This window comes from Flavobacterium sp. IC2-16, from assembly GCF_055521455.1.
Genome location: NZ_CM145480.1, coordinates 2352196 through 2376247, shown reverse-complemented (window position 1 = coordinate 2376247; position 24052 = coordinate 2352196). Strand labels below are relative to the sequence as shown.

The window sequence follows — 24052 nt, the reverse complement described above, 5'->3', positions numbered from 1 at the left end:
AACAAAAACTGTAAACGCCTTATTTTATTGATATTTTTTAAAATAAAATTTATTTGGTACAACATAGGTACAACAAATTAGACTTTTTCTTTATCTAAAAACAGTAATATTTAAAATAGGCAAATTCCTTAATTAAAAAAGGTGCTTGATTTTTTACACCAAACACCTTATTTGAATTACATAACTAACACTAAAATTTCATTTTCTGAATCCTAACCGCATTAAGTATTGCCAACAAAGCAACACCTACATCTGCAAATACGGCTTCCCACATTGTGGCTAATCCTCCTGCTCCAAGAATAAGAACAACTGCTTTTACTGTAAATGCCAAACCTATATTTTGCCAAACTATTTTCTTGGTTTGTTTACCAATATTAATTGCCATTGGAATTTTACTCGGTTTGTCATCCTGAATAACCACATCGGCAGTTTCAATAGTTGCATCACTCCCCAAACCTCCCATTGCAATACCTACATTACTCAACGCCACCACCGGCGCATCGTTTACCCCATCACCTACAAAAGCAACAGTTTCATTTTTAGCTTTGATTTCTTTTACCTTGTTTACCTTATCTTCGGGAAGTAATTCCCCAAAGGCATTTGAAATACCAAGTTTTGAAGCAACAAATTGAACAACTGTGTTTTTATCACCACTTAACATAGTTGTTTTTACTCCCAACGCTTTTAGTTTGTCAATTGCAATTTGTGCATCTTCTTTTATACTATCGGCAATAGTAATATAACCAACAAATTTAGAATCGTACGCAATCGCAATTAAAGTATAAACGATGCTTGAAGGATCAATATCATAAGTAATAGAAAACTTGTCCATCAGTTTGAAATTACCAACCAATAATTCTTCTCCTTTGACAGTGGCTTTCAATCCGTGTCCAGATATTTCTTCCACATTTTGCAATTCAATTGAAGCATCGATAATTCCAACGTATTGATGAATGGCTGTAGCTACTGGATGGGTACTTTGTCCTTCAAGTGCATTGACCATTTTTAATATATCCTCTTTATTAAATTCGGGTTTGATAACTACTTCCTGTACTTTAAATACGCCTTCAGTCATCGTGCCTGTTTTGTCCATCACCACATTTTGGACGTTTGCCATTACATCAAGAAAGTTACTCCCTTTGAATAGAATACCGTTTTTACTTGCTGCTCCGATTCCACCAAAATATCCCAACGGAATACTGATAACCAAGGCACACGGGCAGGAAATTACCAAGAAAACCAACGCTCTGTACAGCCAATCACTAAACACATAATCTGCCACAAACAACATCGGTAAGATACAAATGGCGACGGCTAAAAACACTACAATTGGGGTATAGATTTTGGCAAATTTTCTGATAAATAATTCGGTTGGTGCTTTTTGTGCTGTGGCATTCTGAACCAGTTCCAAAATTTTACTCAACTTACTATCAGTATACGCCGTGGTTACTTTTACCTGAGAAACGGTATTTAAATTAATCATTCCAGCTAAAACGGTTTCGCCTTTGCTTTTCGTATCGGGCTTGCTTTCGCCTGTTAATGCCGCAGTATTAAACGCCGCAGTTTCCGAAAGTAATTCACCATCCAAACCCAATTTTTCGCCCGGCTTTAACTGAATAATATCTCCAATTTTTGCAGTTTCCGCTTTAATGGTTTTAGCAACATTATTTTCTAAAATAGTTACTTCATCAGGACGTTGGTCAAGTAAGGTTTTGATATTCGCTTTAGCCCTTTTCACTGCTAATGTTTGGAATATTTCGCCAATGGCATAAAACAGCATTACGGCTACACCTTCAGGAAATTGAGCGATTGCAAACGCTCCAATAGTGGCGATACCCATTAATAAAAACTCTGAAAATATTTCGCCCTTGCGCATACTTTCTACAGCTTCTTTTACAACAGGTAAACCTACAGGAAGATACGCCACAATATACCAAGCTATTCGAACCCAACCATCAAACCATTCTTGTGTAAAATAATTATCAAAAAGGATTGCTATCAGTAATAATGCAAAACTTATAATTGCTGGTATAAACATTTTAAAAGTACTTCCGCTTTCGTGTGAATGCTCGTGATTATGCCCGTCATCACCAGAGTGCTTCTCACTTTCATGGTTTATCTTTTCTTCGAGTGTGCAACAAAGTTGTTTTCCTTGCGCATCGTATTTATGCTGGTGTTCCATGTTTTTAAATTTTACAGCAACCATCTAAAGTTGCTAATCCTTCAGTTGTTGCTTTTACTTCATCGGCATCATAACCTAATTTGCTGATAGCTTTTTTAATTGTCATCAAATCTGTTTTCTTGGCATTGTAATAGACTGTAATAGTCATTTTTTTCTCATCCAATTCATACATTTTTACACCAGTAATTTTCAACATCTGGTCTTTAAATTTTAAACCGCAGGTTTCACACTCTTTGCAATGGTCGCAATAAATATTTGTTTTGATTACTGCTTTCTGATTGGTTTTTTGTTGAGCAATTACAGCATTTGAAATGAAGAATATTGCTACTAAAAGCATCATTGATTTTAAGATTGAGTTTTTCATTTTTTTACTTTTTAGTTATAGCTTTGATTTTAATGTTCGTGTTCTCCTCCACCTTTTGAAGTTGCTAATAAATAGAATGCACCTTTGATAACAATTTTTGCATCATTTGGAATTGCTGAAACAAATTTTACTTCTGTATATCCTAAATCTGTGGTTCCGGGCATTACTTCGATAGCTTTAAAGTGAATTTCGTTGTGTCCTTCTTCCTCACCTTCAGCGTGTTCTGAATGAGCTTCTCCTTCTTCGTGTCGGTGCTCTTCTTTTTTAACTTTTGGAGCTTCTTCGTGATGTTCTTCCTGAATATAAATATAATATTTATCACCATTTCTTACTATCGCATCTTTAGGTAATGCTTGTACAGTTTGATTGGTGATGTTGATATTAGCCGCTACATACATTCCGGAAATTAAATCTTTTGCATCACTTGGATTAATTTTGGCGTGAACGGCAACGGTTTTACTCTCGTTTGAAAATGATTTATTAATACCAAATATTTTTCCTTTGATGGACTTATTTGATTGATTGGTTAGTACAAAATCAACTTCTTGGCCTACTGAAATTTTACCTAAGTCTTTTTCAAAAACATTCAAATCTAAATGCATTTGGCTGTTATCAACTACTTCAAAAAGTGCTATTCCAGTTTCTGCAAACGCTCCTTTGGTTATGCTGATTTTACCAACATAACCACTTATAGGTGAAACGATAGGAATTAACGAACTGTTTCCGCTTAAACTAACATTTAATGCCTGTAATTTGTTTTTTGCTGCTTGCGCTCTTGCTTTTTCTACAGCTAATTTCGATTTTACCTCTTGAAATGTTTTACGAGGATTTACATTTTCATCAGTTAATGTTTTTTGACGGTTGTATTCCAATTGTAGGTATTCAATGTTAGCAATAGCAGAATTGTAATCTTCCTGCATTTCTGTAACTTCAAGATTCTGAATTGTTGCCAAAGTTTTGCCTTTAGCGACATAAGTACCTTCTAATACATAAATATCTTTGACGACACCGCCAATTAAAGTAGATACGTTTGCCATATTTTGTGGTGGAACTGCTGTATAACCATTGGCTTTAATAACCGTATTAAGGTTTTTCATTTCAATACTACCCGTTTCGATACCAATCGTTTTAAATTGTACTTCGGTTAAAGCTACTTCTGTTTCCGATTTTTCTTCTTCGTGCGCTTCTTCGTTCTTTTTTTCACCACAAGAAGTAAGTAGTGAGAAACAAAAAGCAAGGAGTAGAAAAGCTATTTTAATCCTGATATTTGAAGCTGTTTTTATTAATATATTTTTCATCTGGGATGTTATTAATTATTAGAAAATGATGGGAATTGCAATTGAATTGCACTTTGATTGTAAGCGTTTATTGCTTCTGCATTTTGCTTTTTAATATCAATTGCCTGATTTAAAAAACTGATGTACGACCAATAACTCATATCGCCATTGGCATAACTCTTTTGAGCCGTTGCAATAATTTGGTTAGCATATTGTAATCCTTCGTTTTGATAATAGACTACTGCTTTTTTCTGTTTCTCAAACTCATTTTGTAATTCCTCTTTTTGCAATTTCAAAGCCAATTTGCTTTTGTCTAATTCTAATTGAGATTGCGAAATACTTATCTCGGATGCTTTTGCACGAGTTCTGTTTACACCACCAAATAATGGGATTTGCAAACCTGCCGTGAATCCTTGAAACAACGATTTTGTGTCAATCGTTTGTGCAAAATAACCCAACCCCAGTTTTGGCGCTCGCAACGCTTTGAAAGTATTGGCTTCTTTTTGAAATACCGAAATTTGTTGTGTATAATAATCGTTTACCAATCCTTGCAACTTGTCATTATTTGCAACTGTTACACTTGAATATTGCAATGATGTATTGGTATCGGGTACAATATTTTCTTCTGTTTGAATAAAAAATTGCAATTGTTTTTGATAAACAATCAAATCATATTCTAACTGTGCTTTTTGAGTTTCGATTTCTTTTACTTTAGCTTTAGCACTTATAACTTCAATATTACCGCTTTCACCAGTACTAAAACGCAATTCTGCATTTTTTAGAAACTTGGTATAAATATCATTCAACTCATTATTCAACTTTTGGATAGAAACCCCATACAGGTATTGATAATAAGCGAGTGTTACAGCTTTTTCAATTTCATATTCAGATAATGCTTTTCGTTTTTCAGCCAATTTTGCCAGTTCCTCTTGTAATTCTCTATTGGCTTTTGTTATTTTTCCAATTGGGAAATATTGTTGAATAGTAACATTGTGGTCATAATCAGCACTATTAAACTGCCCGCCTTGGTACTGGACTTGCAAAGGGTCAACTTGAAAAGCTGCTTTTTTTAGAACCGTTTGTTTTTCAATTTCCTTATCGGCAATTTTTAAATCAATGTTACTTTTTTTGGCTAAAGTAATCGCTTGTTCTAAAGTTACCATTTGTTTATTTTGTGCAAATGAAAATGTGCTAATCAATAAAATGATAACTGTTACAATGGGTTTTGACATTTTTTTTCTTCCTTTAATTCCGTTTTCAAATAATAAATAAAGTATCGGTAAAACGATTAGTGTTAGTAGTGTTGCCGAAAATAGTCCGCCAATAACTACCGTTGCTAATGGCTTTTGCACCTCGGCACCGCCACTGGTTGATAATGCCATTGGCAAAAATCCTAATGAGGCAACCGCGGCTGTCATTAAAACTGGTCGAAGTCGTACTCTTGTGCCTTTTAAAACACGCTGCAACGGATCTGTTATTCCATCTTCTTTGAGTTGGTTGAAACAAGAAATCAATACGATTCCGTTTAAAACCGCTATACCAAACAAGGCTATAAATCCAATTCCTGCCGAAATACTAAAAGGCATTCCTCGAAGCCATAAGGCAAAAACACCTCCTATAGCCGATAATGGAATGGCTGTAAAAATTAAAATGGACTGTTTGACACTTTTGAAAGTAAAAAACAATAATACCAATATTAAAGCTAATGCTACTGGCAATGCTATCGACAGTCGCTTGTTTGCCTCAACTAAATTTTCAAATTGCCCTCCATAAGTAACATAGTAACCCGCAGGAAGTTTAAAATTGGTTTCTAATTTTTGTTGAATTTCTTCGACTACACTTTTTATATCACGACCACGAACATTTAAACCAACGGTGATTCTTCGCTTCCCATCTTCACGAGACACTTGCACAGGTCCTTGTTCGTAGCTAATTGTTGCTACTTGGGAAAGGGGTACTTGTTGACCGTTTGGCAATGGAATAAATAAATTACTCACATCAGTTATATCACTTCTATTGGCTTCATTCATACGAACCACTACATCAAATCGTTTGCTTCCTTCGTAGATTTTACCGGCACTTTCGCCAGCAAATGAGGAACGAATAATTTGATTGATGTCAACAATATTCAAGCCGTATAGTGCTATTTTATTGTAATCATATTTTACTGTGATTTGTGGCAGACCTGTTACTTTATCAGCTTTTAAATCGCCAACTCCTTCAATTTTATTTATTTTAGAAATTAACTCTTTTGCTTTTGTATCTAAAACTTCTAAATCGTCACCAAAAATTTTAATTGCTATGTCACTTCGGCTTCCAGTCATTAACTCATTAAAACGCATTTGAATGGGTTGGGATATTTCGATATTCGCCCCTGGAATCGCTTCCATTTCTTCTTTCATTAAATTGGCTAAATCTTCCCAATTATCGGCAGAAGTCCATTCGCTTTTGTCTTTCAACACAATAATTAAATCACCACTTTCAATAGGCATTGGGTCTGTTGGAATTTCTCCACTTCCAATTTTTGATACGATGGTTTTTATTTCGGGAAATTTTGCTTTTAATATTTTTTCGTATTTAGTTGTTGTTTCTACCATTTGCGTTAATGAACTTCCTGTCATAATAGTTACATTAATGGCTAAATCTCCTTCCTCAATAGTTGGAATAAATTCGCCGCCCATATTTTGAAAAACTACAAGAGCCAAAGCAAATAACCCAAATGAAATAGCTAAAACTGATTTTTTTAATCGTAACGCTTTTTCTAAAAATGGTGCATATATTTTCTCTAACCATGCCATCATTTTATCGCTAAAGTTGAGTTTGTGCTCTGTATTTTTTGACAGAAACATTGCACTCATCATTGGAACATAGGTTAATGATAAAATAAATGCCCCAATTACAGCAAAGCCAACCGTCATTGCCATTGGTTTGAACATTTTACCTTCCGTTCCAACTAATGCCAATATTGGCAGATAAACAATTAGAATTATTATTTCCCCAAAAGCGGCACTGTTACGGATTTTTGAAGCCGATTTATATACTTCGCTGTCCATTTCAGATTGGGTTAGATTTTTTTGCCTTTTTAATTTTTGTAAATGGTGCATTGTGGCTTCCACAATAATTACAGCCCCATCGACAATAATACCAAAATCAATTGCTCCTAAACTCATTAAGTTTCCACTAACTCCGAAATGATTCATCAGTACCACAGCAAAGAGCATTGATAATGGAATCACAGAAGCTACAATCAATCCCGCACGAAGATTACCAAGAAACAAAATCAAAACAAAGATTACAATTAAAGCTCCTTCCAAAAGGTTTTTGGTAACCGTGCCTATAGCATTATCTACCAACTTACCTCTATCGATAAATGCCTCAGCCACCACACCTTCGGGAAGTGTTTTGTTGATTTGCTCCATTTTTTCTTTAACTCTTTCATTTACAGCTTTTGAATTTTCACCTTTGAGCATAAGAGCCATACCGCAAACGATTTCACCTTTCCCGTCTTTTGTTGAAGCACCATAACGTAATGCTATACCTTCTCTAACCGTTGCAACATCTCTAACCAAAACTGGCGCTCCATTTCGATTTTTAATTACAACCTTCTCCAAATCATTAATTCCTGATGCCATACCCACACCACGAATGAAATAGGAGTATTGGTCTTTTTCAATATAAGCACCACCTGTATTTTGATTGTTTTTTTCGAGTGCTTCAAAAATTTCAGTAATGGTTACTCCAAGACTATTAAGAGTGTTTGGATTTACAGCGATTTCATATTGTTTTAATTTACCTCCCCAAGTACTTACTTCGGCTACACCTTCAACACCCTGCAATTGCGGAATAATAATCCAATCCTGGATAGTTCTTAACTTGATGGCATCGTATTTATCTTCATACCCTTTTTTAGCATAAACATCGTATTGATAAATTTCACCAAGCCCCGTAGAAATAGGACCTAACTCTGGCGAACCTGCATATTTAGGTATGTTTTCTTCGGCTTGTTTTAGCCGTTGAAAAATTTGTTCCCTTGCCCAATAAATATCTACATCGTCTTTGAAAACGACTGTAACAACAGAAAGCCCGAAACGAGAAATACTACGAAGCTCAATTACTTTTGGAATCGTTTTTACAGCTTGTTCAAGCGGATATGTGATTAATTGCTCCACTTCCTGACTGGCAAGAGTAGGTGCAGTTGTGATAATTTGTACCTGATTGTTTGTTACATCAGGCAAAGCATCGAGTGGTAAATTTTTTAGTGAATAACTCCCCCAAGCTATTAAAACAAGGGTTAATAGTAGTATAATGAATTTATTCTTTATACTGAATTGTATGATTTTGTCTAACATGAAATATTATAATGAATTAGAAAATAAGCAAAATTGCTTTTGCCAATATTTGCGGTAAAACCGCAACTTTCTAACCCGAAATTACTCGGGCTTCATTATGCTATTTGAGGAGGTTGCCAAATACTCCCGTAGAAATTGGAAGTAAAAACAGACTTATAAAAAGGTTCTTTGGTTTTAATAACCGTAGAAATTATAGGAAATTCATAACTGATTGCAGGGAAATAACTCAAAATTTGTGCGCCACAACAATTGCAAATGCAAAAAGGTGAACACAAATCTTTACTCTTATCGTGTGAATGATTCTCATTGTCTGACTGATGCGCAGCCAAAGAATGACCCGCACTATTTACTTCCATATCAGCACAAGGCATACATGCCAAGGCTATCAGGTAAATCGACAATATGATGTTTAACCATTTCACAGGTGTAAAAATAGTAATAAAATTTATATGGTTTTAGCTTTAATTATTTTTTTTAATGTCATTTAATACTATTCGAAATATTTTTTTAGTTTTGCCTAAATTTATATTTAGAATAATACTATATGAAAAATAACATTAGCCTAATTTTGCTGTTCATTGGATTGGCATTATTCATGACTACTTCCTGCGAAGACATTTTAACGCAAGAACCGGAAATGGAAGATATTTTAGATGGGCCTATCGACGGATTGTCTTCATCGGAAAGATTAGAGTTTTTGGAAGGTGATGTAGCCTTTAATGAAGAAGTGTTTACAGCAGAAACGGGATTAGGACCTCTATTTGTAGCAACAAGTTGTGTATCCTGCCATGCGGGAGACGGAAAAGGTCATCCTTTTACCACTTTAACACGCTTTGGACAGTCGGACGCATCGGGCAATCAGTTTATGCACTTGGGAGCACCACAACTCCAAAACAGAGCAATACCAGGCTACTTACCTGAACAGATTCCAAGTGGTGCTTCATCTGCTAAATTCATGCCTCCTGCAAATACAGGTTTAGGATTTTTAGCCGCCTTAACCGATGCTCAGATTTTAGCAAATGCTGACCCATTCGACAGTAATAACGACGGTATTTCAGGCGTGCCTAATTATATCACACCTCCTTCTTTCTTTTCACCTAAATGGTTTCACCAAGAAAATAATGGAAAGTATATTGGCAGGTATGGAAAAAAAGCAGCAGCAATTGATTTACTACATCAAACCGTTAATGCTTACAATCAGGATATGGGAATTACATCTACTTTCTCTCCTATTGATACTTATACCGGATTGGAGATTGACCCTGAAGTATCAAATAAAACTGTAAACGGTGTAGTTTTTTATTTAAGAACCTTAAAAGCTCCATTACGAAGAAATCAAAACGATGCGGAAGTGCAAGCTGGTGAAGCTTTATTTTCAAATTTAAAATGTGCAGGATGCCATAAACCACAATGGACAACTCCAAACAGTGACATTGCCGGATTGTCAAATAAAACGTTCTATCCCTACACCGATTTGCTTTTACACGATATGGGAAGCGGATTAGATGATGGCTATACCGAAGGGCAAGCCTTGACTAGTGAATGGAGAACACCGCCTTTATGGGGAATTGGTTTGTCTAAGAAATCGCAAGGTGGACAATATTTTCTATTACACGATGGAAGAGCAAGGAGTATTGAGCAAGCTATTTTGATGCACGGTGGCGAAGCATCAAACAGTAAAAATGCTTACCAACAATTAACCTCTGGTGAAAAACAAAAATTGATAAAATTTATTGAAAGTTTATAGTATGGACAGAAAAGAATTTTTAAAGATTTGTGGTTTTTCCTGTTTGGGTGTTATAGGGTTATCAGGAATCATGCAGAGCTGTGGTACAACTCATTATGCGGTTTCTAATGTTCAAGGCAATCGATTGGTAGTTTCCAAAAAAGAGTTTGAGATTACCGAAGGGGACACTACTCGATACAGAAATTATATTGTAAGCAAAGTGGAAGGCATCAACTACCCGATTATCATTTACAAAAATCCGAACGATAATTATACAGCACTCTTGCTTAGATGCTCCCATCAGGGTGCTGAACTTAATGTAAATGGGGATGTCCTTACCTGTTCGGCACACGGAAGTGAATTTGGAAAAAACGGTGATGTTATACAAGGCCCCGCAGAACAACAACTAACAACTTTTAAAGTACAAACTGACGTACAAAATATTTACATTCAATTATCCTAAAATGAGATTACTTTATATAACTACATTAACCTTGCTTTTCAATTTTTCAGTACAGGCACAAGTTGATTCTACAAAAGTTGCAACCACACAAAAAGACACCACAAAATTAGCTCTGAATATGGATGCTGTTTATGCACGTCCGTTTTTGAAATTAGGCAAATTACCCATTTCGATAGGTGGTTATGTGGAAGCCAACACAAGTTACTTTGCTACTGATGGAATTACTGAAGGAATGTCTTTTCAGATGCCAAGAATGACCCTTTTTGTATCGTCAACTATTAAGAACCGAATTAAGTTTTTATCGGAAATAGAGTTTGAAGAAGGAGGAAAAGAAATTAATATTGAATTTGCTTCTCTTGATGTAGAGTTACACTCGCTATTCAATTTACGTGGTGGTATTATTATGAATCCGATAGGATCTTTTAACCAAAATCACGACGGTCCAAAATGGGAATTTATTGACCGCCCTATTTCGTCAACCACCATTATACCATCAACATGGAGTAATGTTGGTTTCGGAATCTTCGGAAAGTATGCTAAAAATAATTTAGTTTGGGCTTACGAAGGTTATTTCTCTAACGGATTTGATGATAAGATTATCTCCAACCCACAAAACAGAACGTGGCTTCCTGCTACCAAAAAAAACAACGAACGTTTTGAAGAAAGTTTTAACGGAGTACCATTAATTACCGCCAAGACTGCTTTAAAACATCGAAAAATAGGAGAAATTGGTATCTCATGGATGGGTGGTGTTTACAATAAGTTTCAAGAAGATGGCATTCAAATTGACAAAAAACGCAGAGTAGATTTATTCGCCTTAGATTTCAATACCATAGTTCCGAAATGGAAAACCTACATCAATACCGAATGGGTTTGGGCTTATATAGATGTTCCTGATACTTACTCGCAACAGTTTGGCTCAAAACAAAAAGGTGGTTTTATAGACATTGTACAACCAATTTTAAAACGAGATGTATTAGGCTGGCAGAACAGTACTCTTAATTTGGCTTTGAGAATGGAATATACCGACTACAACGTGGGAACTTTCAAAGAAACCAACGAAAATATTCACGATGATGTGGTTGCGATTACCCCGGGAATCAGTTTCAGACCATCTTCGCAAACAGTATTCCGATTAAATTACCGCTATATCTGGGAAACGGATATTTTTGGTAATGATCCTTCGAAAACGGCTGGTATTCAGTTTGGGTTTTCGACTTATTTTTAATCAAAATGCTCCCAAAATTGGGAGCATTTTTTGTGAACTAATAACCCTACATTTAATTATGTTTTTTACATTTTCATATTATCCATCGGGTCGCTTCCTTTTCGGAATATATATTCACTGTTTATGGCATAAGCTCCTGTAATAACAATTTTTTTTGAAGTGTCAATATCAGAAGTGATTTCAATTAAACCGTTTATCTCTTTCCCGGTTTCGACCATTACGTTTTCAAATACACCTTCTTTTTTCTCGACCCAAATATATGAGGCGTTCTGTTCACGGATAACGGCATCGACCTGACAAAAGCCTGCATTCCGGGTTATTTGAGAGAGGTCGTTCATTTTTAATATAGTTATAACTTATTTGTTTTTACAATTTCAAACTTCTTAATCTCAAAGCATTTACAATTACAGATACCGAGCTAAAACTCATTGCTAATGCAGCAATCATGGGGGACAATAAGATTCCAAAAGACGGATATAAAACTCCTGCTGCGATTGGTACTCCTATCACGTTATAGAAAAAGGCAAAAAATAGATTTTGCTTAATGTTTTTCATAACTGCATGACTTAGATTTTTAGCTTTTACGATTCCCTGTAAATCTCCTTTTACCAATGTAATTTTAGCACTCTCAATGGCTACATCGGTTCCGGTTCCCATAGCTATTCCTATATTGGCTTGCGCTAACGCTGGCGCATCATTTATTCCGTCGCCGGCCATAGCTACAATTTTTCCTTCTGCTTGTAATCCTTTAATTTCTGTGAGTTTATCTTCGGGTAAGCATCCTGCTTTATACGTTGTTAATCCCAATTCATCAGCAACAGCTTTGGCTGTATTGACATTATCGCCCGTGAGCATGATTACTTCAACTCCTTGGTGCATTAATTCTTTTATAGCATCTCTACTGGACGTTTTAATAGCATCTGTGATTGATACAAAACCGACTGCAATACCATCAACGGAAATATAAGAAACTGTTTTTCCCAGTTTTTGTTCAGCAATGATTTGGTTTTCTAAATCATCGGGAATAGTTGTTTTGACTTCCCCCATTAGTTTTTTGTTGCCTAATGCCACTTTTTTACCCGTCACTGTTCCGATTACACCTTTACCGGCAATGGCTTCAAAATCTTTTACTTCGATTAAAGAAATAGTTTTTGTTTTGGCATAACTGACCACTGCTTGAGCTAATGGATGTTCACTGTATTGATTTAATGAGGCAATACTTTGCAACAAATTATCCTCATTATTATTCGAAGCGTAAATTTTTTCGACTGATGGTTTTCCTTCGGTGATGGTTCCTGTTTTATCTGTTATCAAAACATTTACTTTATTCATGTTTTCTAAAGCCTCGGCATTTTTTATCAAAACTCCGGATTGTGCGCCTTTACCAACACCTACCATTACCGACATAGGTGTTGCTAACCCTAAAGCACATGGACAGGCAATAATTAAAACAGCAACCGCATTGATAAAACCGTAAACTGATGCCGGATCAGGTCCGAATTTCGCCCAAACGAAAAATGTAAGCACTGCAATAATTACCACAATGGGAACAAAGTATTTTGAAATACTATCCGCTAATTTTTGGATTGGCGCTCTTGAACGACTCGCATCATTCACCATTTTAATGATTTGTGACAGTAGTGTTTCCGAACCAACTTTCTCGGCAACCATTACAAAAGATTTATTTCCGTTGATGGTACCGGAGGTCACCTCATCTCCTGTTTTTTTATCTACCGGAATGGGCTCTCCGGTAATCATAGATTCATCAATCGTACTTGTGCCTTCCTTGATTATCCCATCAACAGGAATTTTGTCTCCGGGTTTTACACGTAATAAATCCCCTTTCTTAATATCGTGAATGGAAATGACTTTATCTGTTCCGTTTTCTACCAAAGTTGCTTCCGTTGGAGCGAGTTTCAATAATTCTTTTATTGCTCCGCTGGTTTGGCTGTGCGCTCTTGCTTCTAAGAGTTGTCCCAACAAAACCAGTGTAATGATTACGGTGGCTGCTTCAAAATAAAGGTGAATGGTTCCGTGTTCGGTTTTAAATTCTTCCGGGAAAACGTTCGGAAACAACATCCCTACAATACTAAACAAAAAAGCCACTCCGGTTCCTATTCCGATAAGGGTAAACATATTCAGATTCCATGTGATAATTGATTTCCAGGCACGGGTAAAAAACATCCAACCTGCATAGAATACCACCGGAATCGAAAGCAGAAATTGCACCCAATTCCACTTGTTGCTGTCCATAATTTGAAACAACGGATTGTTATGCATCATTTCCATCATGGCGATAATGAAAATCGGAAGCGTACAGAGTGTAGCAATCTTCATTTTTTTCAGCAAATCAATATAGGTTCTGTTTTCTTCGGTATCCGTTGGTTCCATCGGAACCAAATCCATTCCGCAAATAGGACAAGAACCCGGGCCTTCTTTGACAACTTCGGGGTGCATTGGACAGGTATACATTTTTGGGATGGTATCCAATTCAACCAATTTTTCCAAATTCATTCCGCAAACCGGACAATTACCTGGTTTGTCATAGGTTTTATCTCCTTCGCAATGCATTGGACAATAATATTTCCCTTTGGTATTTCCGGAAACTGCCATTGTCATTTCGGAATGATGAGTATGGTGTTCAACAGATTCTTTTTCTCTCGCGGCTTCGGATGTTGGATGGTTATGAGCTAAATTGCTCATAGTTATGGTGTAGTTACCGGCAATTGCAAGCGCTTGCTGAAGCTGTTCGGTCGGTATGTGTTTTTCCATAGTTATTGTGGCTATGGGTGGGTTTAAGGAAACTGTAGCTTTAACTCCATCAATAGTATTTAATGCTTTTTCGACTTTGGAGCGACAGCCATCGCAAGTCATACCGGTTATATTATATGTATGTGTCATCTGTTTAATGGTTTGAATAGTAGTGTTTTAAAATTATTTGATAGTCATTTCGATTTCAATACAGTGATGTTTATTGTTGCAGCTTTCCTTTCTTACGATACTCGAATACTGACAAACAAACCACTCCCGACATTAATGGAAATAACCAATCTATAAGTAATAAAGGCGAAGTATGAAAATAGAGACTTAAAACAGGAACATATATTATAAGTAGTATTGCAGTAACAGAAATCGCAAATGCCAATAAAAGTTTAGGATTTGAAAATAAATAGCTGCCCAAAGCCGGTCCGTAGGTTCTCCTAGAGAGTATATTGGCATATTGTCCAAATACAATTGACACGAATGTAACCGTTATGGCTTTTTCATAATGATTGGATAAATGATGGTTGTGAAAATATTCTGCAAGGAACGCCATGTATGCTGTAAGACCGATGACCATTCCATTAATAAGAATCCCAACCATATTTTCTTTTGTTAGTATTTTATCATTAGGATTACGTGGCTTAATTTCCATAATTCGTTGTTCGGGAGGGTCGTAAGTAAGCATTAAAAGCGGTAGCATTTCACCAACCATATCAATTAGTAAAATTTGCACTGCTAATATGGGAGTGGCAATATTCCAATACAAACCGACAAACCCTGCTAACACGCAAGTTAATTCTGCTATATTAGAAGAAAGGTTTGACTTGATTGTCTTTTCCAGGTTTCTGAAAATTGTTCTCCCTTCTTTTATTGCTACTACTATGGTGGAAAAATTATCGTCCAACAAAATAATATTTGCTGATTCCTGTGCTACCTTTGAACCATTAAACCCCATGGCAACCCCTATATCCGCACGTTTTAAGCTCAAGGTGTCATTTACTCCATCCCCCGTTACCGCTACAATTTCACCTTGTTTTTTAAGTAAATCGACGATACGAAATTTATCATCAGGAGAAACTCTTGAAAAAATCAAGGCTCGTTTACTGAAAGTGTCGCAGACTTCTTTATCACTCATTTTTTGCAATGAAGTGCCATTTATCACCTCGGGAAACATGTTGTTTTCATTCATCAATCCGATGTTTTTTGCAATGGCTTTGGCTGTCACTTCATTATCTCCGGTAATCATAAACACTTTCAATTGTGCTTTAAAAACAGATTTAATTGCCGCTTTTACTTCTTCATGAGGCGGGTCTAACATGGTTACAAAACCCGAAAAAATCAAATCCTGTTCTGCGTCAATGATTGTATAATTTTCTTTATCGTCAAGCTCTTTATATGCAATGGCAATTATTCGCAGTTCATTTTCGGCAAATGCTGTGGACGTATTTAGCAGTTGCTTTTTATTTATTTCTGAAAATTCTTTTATGTTTCCATTTTCTATAATTTTCGTTGAAGCTTCCAATATCGATTCTAAAGACCCTTTAACAAAGGAGATGGTTTTGCTGTCATACTTTCTTATGACGGATGCCCTCTTACGAAAGGAATCAAACGAAAATATTTTTACTTCGGGATTATCCTTGTCGATTTCTTCCAAATCAAAGCCCGCCTTCATCGCTAATGTTGCGAAGGATGCCTCCGTGGGATCGCCAATACAATACCATCCCGAATGGTATTTATCCGGTGGGTTTACTTTAGCTGTTGACGAGAGAAATCCCGATAGAAAGAATAATTTGTTATCGTTTAATGATTCTTTTTTCAGAATCTGCCCTTGTTCATTCCGGATTTCTCCATTTGGAATGTAACCTAAACCTGAAATACTAAACTGACTACCATTGAAATGACAGCTCGTTATTGTCATTTCGTTTTTTGTTATGGTTCCGGTTTTATCGGTGGCAATTATGGTGGCCGAACCTAATGTTTGTGCTGAGGCAATTTTTTTTACGATTGCATTTTTTTTAGCCAATCTCCCTACTGCAAGTGATAGCGCTACAGATATCTGAGCAGGTAACCCTTGCGGTACCATAGCAGCAGCAACACTGATAGAAAAAACAAGTGCCACAGCTATTGAATCATTCAGAATTAAACGAGTCCCGAAAAGGGAAATACCTATAATTATTGTGACATAAGTAAGTTTCTTTGCTACATCTTTGATTTCTTTTTCAATAGGGGTTTCTGTTGATTTTATTTTTTGTGATGACGAACTTATCTTTCCAATCTCTGTTTCCATTCCAGTCGCGCAAACAATACCTTTTGCATCACCTCTTGCTACTGAACTGCCCATGAATACACAATTTTTTCTTTCAGTAATTGGAATGCTCTTATCTGATGTGAATGAGAAATCTTTGGAGGCTGCTAATGATTCGCCTGTAATAATAAATTCATTTACACTAAACTCATTTGACTTAATTAACCGAATATCAGCAGGTATACCTATACCCTCATATAACAATACAATATCGCCAGGAACAAGATCCTCCGTAATTATTTCGATTGGTTTCCCTTCTCTGATTACATTACATTTGTTGACTACTAGTTTTTTGATTGAAGCGAGGATGTTTTCTGATTTCCACTCCTGATAAAAACCAATCAGTGCATTCATTACAACAATTATCAAAAGAATTAAGCCATCTCTTGGCTGATTCAGATAAAAAGAAGCCATGGAAGCGATTATTAAAATGATAATGAGCGGGCTGGTGAACTGACCGAAAAGGATTTTTAAAACACCTCGGTTATTTACTACTTTTAGACTATTAGCACCAAATTTTTCTCTTGCAGACAGGATTGCTTTTTCGCCAAGGCCTTTTTCAGCATTGCTGCCGAACATTTCTATTGTATCCTCGATATTGCCTTTGTAAAATTCCATTATTTATCATTTTTAGTAAAAGCTATAAACTCAACGTGCTCTTTCTGCTTCCGAACATTTTTTAGTATCCTCCAACATATTTTTTAAACACCACCAGCAATATATTCTCACCAATAGTAGCGAAAGAATTTTATTGTACCATTCCTTAGGTGGTAAGTAACTGATAAAGAGGTTTACGATGGTTCCATTTTCCGCTTTAGAAATTTCAAACCACATGCGATACCAGGACATAATGATAATTTTTGCTTCTCCAACCGTTTCCCATTCCTTCCATTTAGGAGGTTCCCATTTAGTAACATGCTGTGTGAAATCAAGAGTCAATCCCATCATACTTCCATACCAATGATATTTTGCTCCAACTCCATTTGAGTTTAGCGAAAGTTGCTCTAACTTTAGTTTACTCCCCATCATCATCATGGAACTTTGACTCATATGCATTCCTGTTTTTGAAAAATCATCCATTTGATTGAATACCATCTCAGGAGTTGAATAAATCATAATGCTTTTTGATACTGTTTTCATCACTAAAGATTATTTAAAATAAAATCCACTCTTTCTTCTAAAGGAAGTACAGGAACATGAACTACCGGAAAGGGTAAGGATTCGTAAACTTCGGTAATTAACTCATGAATTTTTTTTTGTGCCTGCTCGTCTTCATTTCGGGCATAATCATTTTTTAATGGAAGGGGGTCGAGAATGAAAATCTTTTTATAAGAAACCGTTTCCATTGCTTTAGCTAACTTTTCATCTACCGATAAGTTTAGAAAACGATAGTAGGCAAGAGCGTCCGGAATTGCTCTATCTAGAAACACCTGAACGTTTACTGCAATTTCATTTTCTTGTTCAATCTGCATATCCAAAACTCCCAATTGAAATTCTCTTTGGTTTTTTCTTGTTTCTTCAATTGTTCTTCCTTTCAGTCGTTGGGTATCTAAATAATGGCGTGCATGCTCAAAAGTCGTTATATACCCTCTTTCTTTCAGTACATTGACAGTGCTGGTTTTACCCGAGCTTGGACCGCCTGTAATGACATACCAATTTGTTTGTTTGTTGGGTTTATCGATACTATTTGTTTTCATTATTTAGTATTAATGTTGTTTGTGTTACTTACAATAACTTAGTGCGTCTTTACATCTTCATTCCCTCCATTGGGTCTGTCCCTTTTCGGAATTTGTATTCACTGTTTATGGAATATGCCCCAGTAATTACAACCTTTTTTGAAGCATCAATCGCTGATTTAATTTCTATCAATCCATTGGTTTCTATTCCCGTTTCCACCATAAGATTTTCAAATACCCCCGGACTTTTTTCTATCCAAATGTAAGAGGCATTTTGCTCTCTGATAACCGCATCCACCGGAATAAAAAGCCCTTTTATATTGGATTGGTTTAGTTTAACGATACCCTGCATACCCGGCTTTAATAGTGAATTTCGGTTAGGCACTTGCAGTCGTATTAAAATCAATCGGGTATCGGGATTAATTTCGGGATTGATAAACGTAACTTTCGCATCGATTGTTTTATCCGGGAAATCAGTAAAAGAAACTTTGGCATTTTGTCCAAGGTGAAGGCTTTTTGCATAGTTTACGTTTACTTGTGCTTCGAGCCAAAGATTGCTTAAATCAGCCAATTTAATTATAGCGGAACCTTCCATCATATAACTTCCTTCAGTTGCCATTACCTCCGAAATATAGCCGGTTGTGGTACTGAAAAAGGTTGTATAGGGTGAAATTACCTTATTGCTTTTAATGTTTTCAATTTGAGCATTTGACAACCCGAAGAACAAAAGTTTTTGTTTGGCCGCATTAAGCATATTTTGAGCGTTCTTTCCAAAATCGCCCGGCATAGAAAGCTGTTTGTACGCCGTAAAATAATCCTGTTTGGCTATGGCTATGTCTTCACTGTACAAAGAGTACAAGGCATCATTTTTACTGACATATTCTCCAATCGTTTTATAATAGAGCTTTTCAATACGTCCCATTGCTCTGGCTGAAATGGTATTAATCTTCTCTTGGTTAATTGTTAAAACTCCCGTATAACTTTGTTCTAAATTGTTTTGGGTTGCTGCAATAGTTTGCGTGGTAATGTTTCCCAGTTGTATTTGCTGTTTGCTCAGACTTATTTCGTTTGCATTGGTGTCGCTGTTTTTTATTGGAGTTAAAGGCATATGGCAAATAGGACATTTTCCGGGTTTGTCTTCTTTCACTTGTGGATCCATCGAACAGGTGTAGAAAGTAGTTTCTTTCCCCATATCATGTCCTGAATGGTCTTCTTTATTTTTAGTATTACAGGCAATTACCACTATGAATAATAGTAGTACTGTAATACCGTATTTTATCATCTTTTTCATTTTTACTCGGTTTTAATGAAGCTTTCACTGTCTATTAAATACTGTGCATTTTTGGCAATAACATCAAGAACAGAAATCCCGTTGATAACTTGAATATATTCTCCCATTTCAATTCCCGTTCTTATTTCTTTAGCCTTGAAGGCGTTGTTCATTTTGACAAAAACTATTTTCTTATTTCCAATACTGACGAAAGCTTGTTTATGCAACCAAGTCCCTCCAATCGGGTTTGTTTTTATTTTACCCTGCAAACGTAAACCTATAGGTAGCTTTAAGCTATTGTTGTTTAAATACACCCTGATTCTATTAGACTTATCTGTTGCGCTAAACTGAGTTTCTATGAAATTTATACGAGCATTAATATTGGAAGTTTCATCTAATTCTGTTGTAACAGAAATGGGTTGGTCCATCTTTAGTAATCCGCTATATCCTTGTAATACATTAAAAACACCCCATACTTTATCGGTATTGACTAATTTAAAAACAGTTTCTCCCTTTTTTATATAATTCCCTTCTTTAACATTTAATACTTCAGAAGTAGCACTTGCATTAGACATCGAATTGCTATTGACATCCATAGTTTCTGTTGCATCAATTATTCCATACGCAGGGCTATAAATTGAAATTACGGGGTTTGCCCTTTTAGTTGTTATTAATGCATTAATTTGACTCCCACTCATACCATAGAGCTTTAATTTTTGTTTTGAAGCTTCGACAATTGAAGTGTTAGCTGCATCATTTGAAATTAAATAAATGAAGTTTTGCTGCTCCGTAAGTAATTCGGGACTGTACAAATCAAAAAGTTTTTGCCCTTTATTTACCTTTTGGTACTTGTAATTCACGTACATTTTTTCAATTCTTCCACTAGCTCTTGCTGCAATGTTTACAAAAGAATTTGGATCGTAAGCTACAATGCCGGGTAAATTGATTTCACTGCTTATCGTTGTGTCTTTTGCAGTCGTTGTTTGAAAATTTCCGACAATAAAATTATCCGTTGGTTTTAAAACATTTTCAATCGAATTACTTTCTTCTGTATGATTGTTTGTTACCTTTTTTACTAAAGTCATTCCGCAAATAGGACAATTTCCGGGTTTGTCCCGAATAATCTCTGGGTGCATCGGGCAGGTATAAATTGCTGCTTGTTGTTCGTGACCGGAATGATTATCCAATTTGGTTGCAAAATAATAGATTGCAAATCCAATCGCTAAAATCACAATGGTTAGTAAACTGTATTTTAAATATCGGTTCATAATTTTTTAGTTTCCAGTTGTTTTTCAATTTCAACTTGTGTTGCCAAAATGGCCTGTAATTTATCTAGCGAATCCATTTGCGCCATATTTAACGCCTCCCAGGCATCGAGTACCACAAACAAATCTCCGGTATTATTTTGCCAGGCTATAATAGCCGTGTCGTAGTTTTTACGCAAGGCAGGAATAATATTTCTCTCGGCAATATCATACTGTTTTTTGAGGGTTGTCAGTTCGGTTTGCATTCCGGAAATCATTCCTGACGCTTCATTCAGTATCATTTGTTTTTGCCAATTAAGACTTTCATTTTTAATTTGAAAACTACTGATGTTGGCTTTGTTCATTTTGGTTGACCAAGGCATTGGGATGGTAACCATTCCCATTAAAGAGAATTGTTGTGGTTGCTTCCCAAAAGCAAACATATGGTCGTATTTAACTCCAAACTCCGGTAAAAACTTTGTCTTTTCAGCTTCTATTTTCAGCTGATTTAATGCCATTGTTTTTTCAATTGCCTTAATATCACTTCTGTTTTGGGAAAGCTGTGTTGTATCGGATTTTATCAGATTGAAATCGGTTAGTTTATAGGTCGTATCAATATCAAATACAATATTTTTATCTCTTGCCATCAGCATGTTAAGCACAATTCGTTTTTGTGCTATGTCATTTTGCAACATAACAATCATGCTCTGTAAGGCACTGTATTGCGATTTTGCTTTGTAGTACGTTGGCAATTTATCCATGTTGTATTGATAGCGTATCTCCATGCTTTTAATCATGTAGTCTAAAAGAAGTAAATTATCATTGGCAATTTTTATCTTCTTATTCAAAACAAGCCATTGGAAATAGTTTGTTTTCGCCAAAGCATTGAGCTGATTAATCGTATAGTTTTTGTTCTCCTTTTCCACAGAAGACATTGCGCTCATATACTTAAAATCGGCGTTCAGCTTTTTGGCATTCGGAATCATTTGCGTGACTCCCAACATATAAGACCCCATTCCGGGTGACATTTCATCAGCCTTCCACATTTTAGTATTGTAGGGTGTCATAAAGAAACCTGTTTCAACCTGTGGTGGCATCCAGCTTTTGGCTCCTTTTGCAGCTGCTTCCATACTTTGAATGTCGGCATCATACATTTTTAATTGTGGATTATTGGTTTCAATCTTTTTCAAAACTTCATCCAAAGAAACTGTTTGAGCGTTACTTGAGGTAAAGCTTAAAACCAAACAGCCTATTGCTATATAATACTTATTCTTTAGCATCTAAAATTTCTATTTTACCGTTTGTTTTCAGTTCACGAAGTTTTACGATTTCAAAAACAACAGGGGTTACTAATAAAACATAAATAGTTGACGTAATTGTGCCGCCAATAAGCGGGACAGTAATAGGAAGCATCACATCGGCACCTGTTCCAGTTGCCCAAAGAATAGGTATCAAACCAAATAATGAAACCGAAACAGTCATTAGTTTTGGTCGCAACCTTTTGGCTGATCCATCAATAATATATTGTCTCAATATTTCTTCGGTGATAACCTCTTTGCTATTTCCGTATTTCTCAACCATTTTGTTCATAGATTCATTCAAATAAATGGTCATTAACATTGCTGTCTCTATAGCCATTCCAAACAATGCAATAAAACCTACAGCCACTGCTACTGACAAATTGATTCCATAAAAATAGACCGTAAAGATTCCACCAATTAATGCAAATGGTACTGTTATCATAGTGATTAATGCTTCTTTCATGGAATGATAGGTAAAAAACAGAATTAGGAAAATAATAACTACAACTATAGGCAATATCAAACTCAATGTTTTGTTAGCTCTGATTTGATTTTCCCATTGTCCGCTCCATTCCACATAGTATCCTTTCGGCATTTTGGTCATCATGGCGTTTAATTTTTTCTGTGCCTCTTTTACCGTACTACCTAAATCACGTTCCCGAACATTAAACAATACACTCCCTCGAAGCATCGCATTTTCACTGTTAATCATGGGAGGTCCATCACTTATCTTAACATCGGCAACCGTTTCTAACGGAATTGGGCCATATTGCATGGTTTGTACTTGTAATTTTTTTAAAGCATCGAGACTATTTCTGTATTCCTGAGCATATCTTGCATTTACAGAGAAGCGTTGTCTTCCTTCAATGGTTGTCGTAAGTTTCATTCCGCCAATAGCCGCTTCGACCACGTTATTGATATCATCAATAGAAAGTCCGTATCGGCCAATAACGTCTCGTTTTGCTTCAATGTCTATATATTTTCCTCCTGTGATGGGTTCTGCATATAAATCTTTTACTCCGGAAGTACCTTCCAACGTTTTCTTGATTTTTTGAGATAAAACATCGATAGTATCTAAACTTGCACCGTAAATTTTTATCCCAACATCTGTTCGGATACCGGTGGAAAGCATGTTGATACGATTGATAATAGGCTGCGTAAAACCGTTTGTTACTCCCGGAATTTGCAGTTTATTATTTATTTCAGTGATAATGTCATTTTTTGTTTTGCCTTCTCGCCATTCTGCTTCAGGTTTTAACAAAATAATAGTTTCAATCATGCTTATCGGACTGTTATCGGTGGCCGTGTTCGCCCTACCCGCTTTTCCTAAAACGTGGTCGACTTCGGGCACTGATTTTATTAGTTTGTCCTGTACTTGCAAAATCCTTTTTACTTCAGAATTTGACACATCAGGTAATGTTACCGGCATAAATAAAATGGAACCCTCATCTAATGGAGGCATGAATTCTGAGCCTAAACGGGTAAACATCAACACTCCAATTAATAATGCAGCAATATTTAAACCTAATATTGTTTTACGCCATTTCAGACAAAAGGTTAGTATAGGTGTATAAATTGCTTCCAGTTTGCTATTGATTGGATTTTTTTCTTCCGGCCGGAGTTTCCCCTTGAGTAAAAAACTAATTAGTACCGGTGTTAATGTGATTGCCAAAAAAGCATCGACAATAAGAATAAAGGACTTTGTATACGCTAAGGGGCTAAAAAGTTTTCCTTCCATTCCCGTGAGAAGAAACACCGGTAAAAAAGATGCAATTACAATTATTGTTGAATAAAAAACACCTGGTCCCACCAATTTTGAGGATGATTCAATTATCTTTAGTTTTTCTTCTTGAGATAATGGATCCTGTTCCTTTTTGAATATTTTTAATAGTTTCTCTTTCATC

General features: G+C 35.9%; 17 protein-coding genes. 3 read left to right on the top strand and 14 right to left on the bottom strand.

Annotation, left to right across the window (positions count from 1 at the left end; translation table 11 throughout):
• Positions 1–190: 190 nt before the first annotated feature.
• The 5 genes from ACZ1JT_RS10990 to ACZ1JT_RS10970 form a co-directional block, all read right to left on the bottom strand.
• The gene (locus ACZ1JT_RS10990) at positions 191–2182 is read right to left on the bottom strand and encodes a heavy metal translocating P-type ATPase (protein WP_465093874.1); all 1992 of its coding nucleotides are present in this window, start codon (positions 2180–2182) and stop codon (positions 191–193) included.
• A 4-nt stretch (positions 2183–2186) separates the two neighbouring features.
• Positions 2187–2546, bottom strand: a complete 360-nt coding sequence (locus tag ACZ1JT_RS10985; protein WP_465093873.1) for a heavy-metal-associated domain-containing protein — start codon at positions 2544–2546, stop codon at positions 2187–2189.
• A 29-nt stretch (positions 2547–2575) separates the two neighbouring features.
• Positions 2576–3844 carry an efflux RND transporter periplasmic adaptor subunit gene (locus ACZ1JT_RS10980; RefSeq protein WP_465093872.1) on the bottom strand — a complete coding sequence of 423 codons (1269 nt, stop codon included), beginning with the start codon at positions 3842–3844 and terminating at the stop codon, positions 2576–2578.
• 11 nt (positions 3845–3855) lie between these two features.
• Entirely contained in the window at positions 3856–8172 is a 4317-nt protein-coding gene (locus ACZ1JT_RS10975) for a CusA/CzcA family heavy metal efflux RND transporter (protein WP_465093871.1), read from the bottom strand.
• 95 nt (positions 8173–8267) lie between these two features.
• Positions 8268–8594, bottom strand: coding sequence for a DUF6660 family protein (locus ACZ1JT_RS10970; RefSeq protein WP_465093870.1), 327 nt, complete (start codon positions 8592–8594; stop codon positions 8268–8270).
• Positions 8595–8716: 122 nt separating this feature from the next.
• Between ACZ1JT_RS10970 and ACZ1JT_RS10965 the strand changes: the two genes are divergently transcribed.
• Genes ACZ1JT_RS10965 through ACZ1JT_RS10955 form a run of 3 tightly spaced genes read left to right on the top strand, consistent with a single transcriptional unit; the run spans position 8717 to position 11589 of the window.
• Positions 8717–9919: a di-heme oxidoredictase family protein gene (locus ACZ1JT_RS10965; RefSeq protein WP_465093869.1), complete on the top strand. Its 1203-nt coding sequence runs from the start codon at positions 8717–8719 to the stop codon at positions 9917–9919.
• A 1-nt stretch (position 9920) separates the two neighbouring features.
• The gene (locus tag ACZ1JT_RS10960; RefSeq protein WP_465093868.1) at positions 9921–10361 is read left to right on the top strand and encodes a Rieske (2Fe-2S) protein; all 441 of its coding nucleotides are present in this window, start codon (positions 9921–9923) and stop codon (positions 10359–10361) included.
• 1 nt (position 10362) lies between these two features.
• Positions 10363–11589 (top strand): hypothetical protein, encoded by a 1227-nt coding sequence (locus tag ACZ1JT_RS10955; protein WP_465093867.1) that lies wholly within the window; start codon positions 10363–10365, stop codon positions 11587–11589.
• A 65-nt stretch (positions 11590–11654) separates the two neighbouring features.
• Here ACZ1JT_RS10955 and ACZ1JT_RS10950 read toward each other — a convergent pair whose 3' ends face one another.
• From ACZ1JT_RS10950 to ACZ1JT_RS10910, 9 genes are all read right to left on the bottom strand, one after another.
• Positions 11655–11927 carry a hypothetical protein gene (locus tag ACZ1JT_RS10950; RefSeq protein ID WP_465093866.1) on the bottom strand — a complete coding sequence of 91 codons (273 nt, stop codon included), beginning with the start codon at positions 11925–11927 and terminating at the stop codon, positions 11655–11657.
• Between the two features lie 28 nt (positions 11928–11955).
• On the bottom strand, positions 11956–14490 hold the full coding sequence (locus ACZ1JT_RS10945; protein WP_465093865.1) for a heavy metal translocating P-type ATPase: 2535 nt from the start codon (positions 14488–14490) through the stop codon (positions 11956–11958).
• A 70-nt stretch (positions 14491–14560) separates the two neighbouring features.
• Complete coding sequence (locus ACZ1JT_RS10940) at positions 14561–17275, bottom strand: cation-translocating P-type ATPase (protein ID WP_465093864.1); 2715 nt, start codon at positions 17273–17275, stop codon at positions 14561–14563.
• A gap of 30 nt (positions 17276–17305) precedes the next feature.
• Complete coding sequence (locus ACZ1JT_RS10935) at positions 17306–17797, bottom strand: hypothetical protein (protein ID WP_465093863.1); 492 nt, start codon at positions 17795–17797, stop codon at positions 17306–17308.
• A 2-nt stretch (positions 17798–17799) separates the two neighbouring features.
• Positions 17800–18354 carry an AAA family ATPase gene (locus ACZ1JT_RS10930; protein WP_465093862.1) on the bottom strand — a complete coding sequence of 185 codons (555 nt, stop codon included), beginning with the start codon at positions 18352–18354 and terminating at the stop codon, positions 17800–17802.
• Between the two features lie 49 nt (positions 18355–18403).
• Positions 18404–19624 carry an efflux RND transporter periplasmic adaptor subunit gene (locus ACZ1JT_RS10925; RefSeq protein WP_465093861.1) on the bottom strand — a complete coding sequence of 407 codons (1221 nt, stop codon included), beginning with the start codon at positions 19622–19624 and terminating at the stop codon, positions 18404–18406.
• A 2-nt stretch (positions 19625–19626) separates the two neighbouring features.
• On the bottom strand, positions 19627–20871 hold the full coding sequence (locus ACZ1JT_RS10920) for a heavy metal-binding domain-containing protein (RefSeq protein WP_465093860.1): 1245 nt from the start codon (positions 20869–20871) through the stop codon (positions 19627–19629).
• Entirely contained in the window at positions 20868–22127 is a 1260-nt protein-coding gene (locus ACZ1JT_RS10915; RefSeq protein WP_465093859.1) for a TolC family protein, read from the bottom strand. The genes ACZ1JT_RS10920 and ACZ1JT_RS10915 overlap by 4 nt, the downstream gene beginning before the upstream one ends.
• Positions 22114–24051: an efflux RND transporter permease subunit gene (locus tag ACZ1JT_RS10910; RefSeq protein WP_465093858.1), complete on the bottom strand. Its 1938-nt coding sequence runs from the start codon at positions 24049–24051 to the stop codon at positions 22114–22116. Before ACZ1JT_RS10910 ends, ACZ1JT_RS10915 begins: the two co-directional genes overlap by 14 nt.
• Between the last annotated feature and the right edge of the window lies 1 nt (position 24052).